At 68.7% G+C, this 6,689-nt stretch carries 7 protein-coding genes and 2 pseudogenes; 5 read left to right on the top strand and 4 right to left on the bottom strand.

Annotated elements, in window-relative coordinates; all coding sequences use genetic code 11:
- Together AB0D27_RS44905 and AB0D27_RS44900 are read left to right on the top strand one after the other, a co-directional pair.
- A partial coding sequence (locus AB0D27_RS44905) for an ATP-binding protein (RefSeq protein WP_362521325.1) occupies positions 1–314 on the top strand: 314 nt, incomplete at its 5' end.
- Between the two features lie 184 nt (positions 315–498).
- Entirely contained in the window at positions 499–1,014 is a 516-nt protein-coding gene (locus AB0D27_RS44900; RefSeq protein ID WP_362521322.1) for a DinB family protein, read from the top strand.
- Between the two features lie 404 nt (positions 1,015–1,418).
- Here the strand turns inward: AB0D27_RS44900 and AB0D27_RS44895 are convergent, their stop codons facing one another.
- Together AB0D27_RS44895 and AB0D27_RS44890 are read right to left on the bottom strand one after the other, a co-directional pair.
- Positions 1,419–1,673, bottom strand: a complete 255-nt coding sequence (locus AB0D27_RS44895; RefSeq protein ID WP_362521320.1) for a hypothetical protein — start codon at positions 1,671–1,673, stop codon at positions 1,419–1,421.
- 100 nt (positions 1,674–1,773) lie between these two features.
- Complete coding sequence (locus tag AB0D27_RS44890) at positions 1,774–2,232, bottom strand: hypothetical protein (RefSeq protein ID WP_362521317.1); 459 nt, start codon at positions 2,230–2,232, stop codon at positions 1,774–1,776.
- Positions 2,233–2,749: 517 nt separating this feature from the next.
- On the opposite strand from AB0D27_RS44890, the pseudogene AB0D27_RS44885 reads away from it, so the two are divergent.
- Positions 2,750–3,558, top strand: a pseudogene (locus AB0D27_RS44885) (IS5 family transposase); the annotation flags it as partial.
- Positions 3,559–3,578: 20 nt separating this feature from the next.
- Here the strand turns inward: AB0D27_RS44885 and AB0D27_RS44880 are convergent.
- Both AB0D27_RS44880 and AB0D27_RS44875 read right to left on the bottom strand, forming a co-directional pair.
- On the bottom strand, positions 3,579–4,166 hold the full coding sequence (locus AB0D27_RS44880; RefSeq protein ID WP_362521316.1) for a hypothetical protein: 588 nt from the start codon (positions 4,164–4,166) through the stop codon (positions 3,579–3,581).
- 8 nt (positions 4,167–4,174) lie between these two features.
- Positions 4,175–4,789 (bottom strand): recombinase family protein, encoded by a 615-nt coding sequence (locus AB0D27_RS44875; protein ID WP_362521314.1) that lies wholly within the window; start codon positions 4,787–4,789, stop codon positions 4,175–4,177.
- 305 nt (positions 4,790–5,094) lie between these two features.
- On the opposite strand from AB0D27_RS44875, the pseudogene AB0D27_RS44870 reads away from it, so the two are divergent.
- Positions 5,095–5,217, top strand: a pseudogene (locus AB0D27_RS44870) (IS5/IS1182 family transposase); the annotation flags it as partial.
- Positions 5,218–5,348: 131 nt separating this feature from the next.
- Complete coding sequence (locus tag AB0D27_RS44865; RefSeq protein WP_362521311.1) at positions 5,349–5,846, top strand: hypothetical protein; 498 nt, start codon at positions 5,349–5,351, stop codon at positions 5,844–5,846.
- Positions 5,847–6,689: the final 843 nt, after the last annotated feature.

The raw sequence follows: 6,689 nt of genomic DNA, 5'->3' as shown, positions 1-6,689 counted from the left end.
TCGCACGGCGGGTTCGGCGGGCGGGGACGGGAAAACCGGCACCGGAAACGGTGCACGGCGTCCCGTCCCCGACCCAACACAGGGAACTGGACCGCCGCGGCGCCGAGCTCCTCTTCCAGGTCCTGACCGAACGCGAGGAGAAGAACAGCGTGGCCATCGCCTCCAACGAGTCCTTCTCCGGCTGGACCAAGACCTTCACCGGCCCCCGGCTCTGCGGCGCCATCGTCGACCGCCTCACCTTCGGCAGCAACATCATCGAGACCGGCACCGACTCCTACCGGCTTGCCCAGACCCGAGTAGCCGCCGGCTACTGAGACTTGATGCGTGATGTCGCTGGGGCGTACGCCTTGGACTGCGGAGACGAGTGCCCGCCGCACGGCATCACGCGAAGATCACCAGTAACACCCCGATGTCCCCAACCGTGACCAAGATCGTAAATCGCGGAAGAGCCCGTCATCCAGGTGCCCCCTCCCGACCGCCCTGGTAGCGTGCGCCGGCATGTCATCGGAACTGGAACGCCCCCCGCGCCAAGCGGACGAACGCACCGCGCTCATCGGCTGGCTGGACCTGCAGCGGCAGATCCTGCGCTGGAAATGCGACGGGCTGAGCGACGAGGACGCGCGCCGCCCGGTCATCCCGACCTCACCGGCCATGACGATGGCCGGTCTCATCTCCCACATGCGCTGGACCGAGCACATATGGCTGGAAGTGCTGTTCCTCGGCGGCGACAAGAAGCAGAACCCCGCATTCGACGAGTCAAGCAAGAACGCCGACTGGCACACCGACGGCCGCCCCCTCGCAGAGCTCCTCGCGGAGTACGAGGCCCAGTGTGCCCGCAGCAACGAGATCGTTGCCGCGGCCGACCTGGACGACGCCGGCCGCCACCCCGACTTCCGCGACGGCAGCGCCAACCTCCGCTGGATGCTGATCCACCTCGTCGAGGAGACGGGGCGACACGCGGGGCACGCGGACATCGTCCGGGAGCTGCTCGACGGCACGAAGGGCTATTACTAGCGCGGCTCCGTGCGGCGGGCCCTCGTCTCGCAGTTCAAGGCGTCGCCCCAGCGACATCACGCATCAAATCGCAGTAACCGCAAGCCTCCCGGCCCCGTCGTCAAGGTCCAACGGTCTTCATGCTCGGCAAAGGCGGATCGCACACCACCGCACGATGCACTGTCCCATGCCGACCACGCCAGTCAGATCCGCTCCGGAAGCCCCATAGCTCCCTCTGAGTGGGGCCAAAACTCGCTGGTGATCAATGCCCTCCGGACGTCCAAGTGGGGCCGAAACCCGTTCCCGAACGGGACCACTACTGATCCGTGAAGCCATGACCATCCGACACGAGGCGTCGACGGCGGTGGGGGCGGCCTGCTCGGTCAGTCCGCGGTTGCGCTTGGCGGTCATGGCGCCTCTTCCTGTCATGCCGGGCCGTCGACGGGACGCCGACGGAATCGCAGCAGCTCGTCGTAGGCGGCCACCGACGGCAGAGGCCTGGGGTGCGGCGCCAGCACCGCCAGGCGCCGCTCGGTCAGCGACGTCACCGTCGCGCCAGCGTCCATCCGCCGACGCGGCCGGTCCTGGTCGGCGACCGGCTCGACGGGCTGGTCGGCCTCGCCCCACTTGCGGGCCTCCAGCGCGACCGCGTCGGCCGGATCACCTGCCCGGGAGGGCATCGGCACGACGCGGCAGCCGGCCCTGGGCATTGCGCGGGCCTGGGTGGCTTACGAGCCCGGTACCGGCTGCCAGCGTTGAGGCCCAGTTCTGCCCTGCAGCTCAACGCGGCGGGCGCCGGAGACGCCGGGCAGCCGCCGCCTGGAAGTCGGCATGTGCCGTCCGGGCACGATCTCCCGCCTCGTCGACAGCCACTTGGTCGTCATGATCCGGCTCGCCCACCTCGTTCGACGCGTCGGCCAGACGGGCTGCCAGTCGGAGGAGTTCCGCGTCGTCGGTCGCGAGCATCAGTGCCGTCTGAGCCTTCGTCATCCCGGACCGCGCCTCGTAACGAGCCGCCCTGAACTCCAGGCTCTCGCTTTCGCCCATCCGACGAAGGACGTGCTTCAGATACTGGTGACGGCGGTGATCGGTCGCAGCAGCGAGCAGACCGGCTACAGCAGCGGCCAGTACCTGAAGGTCGCGATCTCGGCGCGCGGACACCGTGGTCAGGTGCTGCATTGCCCCCGCGGTCAGGGCGCCGAGCAGGGTGCCCAGCACGGCGATGATCGCTGCTGTCACGAGACCCCCTAAGGACACGCTCGTACACATCGGCTTAGTTGACGCAGACGAGCATCTGGTTTGCACGTCAAAGGCGAGGCGGCCCCACCCAAGCGGTAGGCCCGCGGTCGGGGCATCGCAGGATTAGCAGGGTCACCGAGCCGCTGCCGAGCTTGTACGGCGCACCCTGCAGGAACTCACCTGTGACGTTTCGTCCGTGCTGGCCAAGCCATTCACGCAGGTGACGAGTGGTTTTCCTGCGCCACCTGTCCCAGCGGGCCGGGTGCTTCGCGCGGCGTTTCGCGTTACTCTCTTCCACAGGAGTCCTCTCGTTCATAGGCGTGCTGGACACCGCGCAGGGAGCCCTCCCAACACCGTGGCCTGAGAAACCAGTTGGGGATGTAGGGCTCCTTCTGCGTGCGTGGGGAAGTCTATCGAGGCCACTAACAGTCGGCGTTCGATCGCCGCTGGCTTCCTGCGACTAGGACCCGTCCGCCCGATCATGTGACTGTCCGACTGTTGGCTCGTTGTCCTGGGTATGGGGCGGGGCGACTTGACGGATGCTGAGTGGGAACGGTTGCGGCCGTTCCTGCCGGTGAGCAACGGGCGTTGTGGCCGGTGGCGGGATCACCGGCAGGTGATCGACGGAATCCTGCACCGGGTGCGTACCGGGGTTCAGTGGCGGGATCTGCCCGAGCGGTTCGGGCCGTGGAAGACGGTCTATGAACGCCACCGGCTGTGGTCGGCCGACGGCACCTGGGAGCGTCTGCTGCAGCAGGTCCAGGCCGCGGCCGATACGGCCGACGAGATCGACTGGGACATCTCGGCGGACTCCACCATCGTGCGCGCGCACCAGCACGCGGCCGGTGCTCGCACCGATCCGCCGCCGGCCCCGGCTTCAAAGGGGGCCAAAGAACATCAGGACGAGACGGCGTGGCAAAGCCTCGTCGCCCGCCTGGTGGAGGTGGTGCAGGAGGTGAGGGCCTGGGCCGCTCACGCGGCGGGTTCACCAGCAAGCTCCACCTGAGCGCGGAGGGCCGCTGCCGCCCGCTGACCCTGCTTGTCACAGGCGGGCAGCGGGCGGACTGCACGCAGTTCGAGCCGGTGCTGGAGAAGATCCGCATCCCGCGGATCGGGCCGGGCAGGCCGCGCAGGAAACCCGACAACCTCGCCGCGGACAAGGCCTACAGCAACGGCCCGTGCCGCCAGTACCTGCGTCGCAAGGGCATCCGGCACACGATCCCGGAGAAGACCGACAGCCAGGCCGCCCGCCTGCGCAAGGGCTCGCGCGGCGGACGGCCACCCGGCTTCGACGACGAGCGGTACAAGAAACGCAACACCGTCGAGATGAGCAAGCCGCAGTGCTGTCATAGCTGCGGTTGGTCGTCATCGCCGTGGGCTCCTGTCTCGTTGTGGATTATCGCCATCCGCTGGTGGTACAGCCAGGGTTGGCGTGCTCCGTGTCCGCGGGGCAGTTCGTGCAGGCGGCGGAGCCGTTCGACTTCGGCGCGATCGGCGTGAATCACCCAGGACCGGCGTCGGTCATCTTGCTGGTGGGCGGTGACCCAGCCGTTCTTGATCCAGCCGAACAGGGTGACGCGGGGCACGCCGATCTCGCGGGCGAGGTCGCTGGGCCACCACTCGTCGGGGCCGAGGGGTGGGGCGTTTCGGCGCAGGCTCTGTTCCTGCGGGCTGATGCAGCCCAGTTCGCGCAGGAGCTGGCGGACGCCTTGAGTGCCGAAGTGGTCACGGCGTTTGGGCGGTCGGAAGCCCTCGGCGTTGAGGATCTTCGCGATGGCGGGGGCGGTCTGTCCGGCGGCGGCCAGTTCCCGGTGCCGGAGCATGTTCTGGATCACGATCCGGCTGGGGCGCCGCCACACCAGCCGGCCCTTCTCCGGTCCTTCGCGGACCCGGATGCCCATCTGGATGCCGTGGTCGACCAGGAACCTCAACACCCCGTTGATCAGCCGAGTTCGTCGAACAGGTCGAAGACCAGACGGACCACGGCCTGCACCTGCTCGTCGGGGTCCTTGACGACCTGGCCGTCGGCGAGCCTCAGATAGCCGACCGGCAACGGCACGGCCAGCTCGCCGCGGCGGGCCTTGCCGATCCGTCCGTTCCACATCCGCTGCTTGATCAGATGGAGTTCGGCCTCGCTGATCGTGCCCTTGAGACCAAGCAGCAGGCGGTCGTTGTGCTCGGCCGGGTCATAGACACCGTCCGGGTCGGCGAGCAGGGCACCGGCCAGCGCACACAGTTCCAGCAGCTGGTGCCATTCGCGACCGCTGCGGGCCAGCCGGGACATCTCCACACCCAGGACCAGGCCGACGTGGTCGAGGCCGACCTCGGAAGCCAGCCGCTGGAAGCCGGGCCGGTCCACCAGGCCGGACGCCGACTGCCCCAGGTCCTCGTCGATCACCAAGACCCTGGAGGCCGGCCAGCCCAGATCTACGGCCCGTTGCGTGAGCCCGTACTGCAGCCGGGTCGACTCCGCGTGGTCAAGGACCTGTTGCGGGGTCGACTGACGGACACAGACGACCGCGAGCCGGTCGATGCCAGGGCCGGATCTTGCCGTCAAGCCGTTCCCACGGAGCCGCCGCCGTCACGGAACTCACCCCCGTCCCGTCCCGCCGCGATCACCATGCGAGCCGCCAGCTCGGCCAGCAGCCGCACCACCTGCTGACGGCTCAGCTCGGGAACCGTCTCCCACGGGATCTGGGGAGCTCAGCGGCGACGTCCTCGGACACCGCGACCCACCCCCCTCGTCCTCCTCGGTCTTTCGCTCCCGCAACTGCTGCACCAACGCAGCAGACTGGAGCAAGCCGTCCACCCCTATGACCGGCACATTCCCCGATCCAGAGTCGTCTATGTGTGCACTAGGGCTCGCTCCTTGAGCGGGCGATCAACAAGCTCAAGCAGGCCCGGGCCGTGGCCACTCGCTACGACGAACGCGGCTACGTCTTTCTCGGCACCGCCACGGCCGCAGCCCTGGTCATCTGGCTCCGCACACGATCGCCCGGACAGGTCCTAACGGGGACCAGTCAGGCCTACCGGGGACCAACGGGGGCTGCTCGAGATCCGAGGCCGGCGGCCCACCCCGCACCGGTGCTGTCCATCCCGGCTGGCACACTGCCACCATGGACACCACGCCCGAGCAAATAAGCTCCAGGACAGCCGCCGCTTGGACGGTCGCGCTCGCGGTCCTCGGAGGATTCACCGGCTTCGCCTGGGGCGGGCCGTTCCTCGCCGTCACCTGCGGCCTTTCCCTGGGAGGCGGCGCCGCCGTGGGCACGGCCCTGTCCCGCCGTCGCATCGTCGCAACCATTCGGGAAGGCCAGGGGAAGGCCGCCGCGCTCGGGTACGCCGACGGCATCGCGGACATGATGGTGCTGGGGATATCCGCATACAGGGCCTCCGTCTTTCCGCTGTCCGGCCCCGACGCAGTAGACGCCGCCGAACGCATCGCGCGCCGCAAGGCCGCCTACGAACTCACGGCCGCCGACAGGCTTCCCCACCACATTCGTGAGGCCGCGGCCGCCGCTCTCGAAGCGATTGACGAGGGGCGTGACCGCGACACCCAGTCCGCCATCGAGGACCTTATGAAGGCCGTCCAGGAGCAGCGCCGCGGCACGTGACAGCAGTGCCTCAGAGCTCGTAGCACGATCATGATCGGTGTTTCTTGAGGCGTCTCCAGCGGGATGAGGCCGCAGGCCAGGGAGACGAAGGCGTCGGGCGGCCACCGCGCCCCTCAGCTGTTTCGCCGTCTTGGTGAGCCGACGGCTCACCCTATCGACTGCCTCGCGTGGTCCGAGTGTCTCCCGGCGGGGACCTGATGTCCGCCCCGCGCTTACGAGTTTGGCAATCAGGCTCGGATCGTCGCCAACGTCGTTCCAGAAGGGGTCGCCCCGCTCGAATCGCTTGTGCTGCATGCCGAATTCGGCGAACGGGACGGCCAACTCGGCGAGTTCCTCTAGCTCTTGGACGGCGCAGGAATCCAGGTCCAGGGCGCTGTATAGCAAATCGACGGCATCCGCCAGGCTGACCTCCGCGGTGTCTAGCACGACGTTCTCCGTGCGGCCAAGGGCGGGGCGGTTCGATCGCCGCGAGCGCCCTGAGGGGCGATTCCGAGGCCAAGCCGCCTCCTAGCCGCGTCAGCCGGCCGCTGGGGCGACACACGGATCCCCACCGCGGTGTGGCTCCGGCTCCGCCCCACCACGGGTTGCCGATCGCGTGAGTGTCCGAGGCCGCGCCGATCGCACCCCGCCGTCTTCGGCCGACCCACCTTGCAGTGGCTCCCGACCTGCATGCTCCTCCCCCCTCTCCAGCGGGGGTGTTGAAAGGCTCCCTGCATCTCTTTGTGCCGGGGCCGGTGGTCGTACGACCACCCGCCCCCGCCCCACCCGTAAGCCGCCGAACAAGAGAGGGGCACCAAGGGGGTCAACGCGGGAGGGGTGGGGGTGCGGCCCCCCGAACCCCGT

Source organism: Streptomyces sp. NPDC048415 (assembly GCF_040651675.1).
Lineage (GTDB): Bacteria > Actinomycetota > Actinomycetes > Streptomycetales > Streptomycetaceae > Streptomyces.
This window is presented reverse-complemented; position numbering and strand designations above follow the sequence as displayed.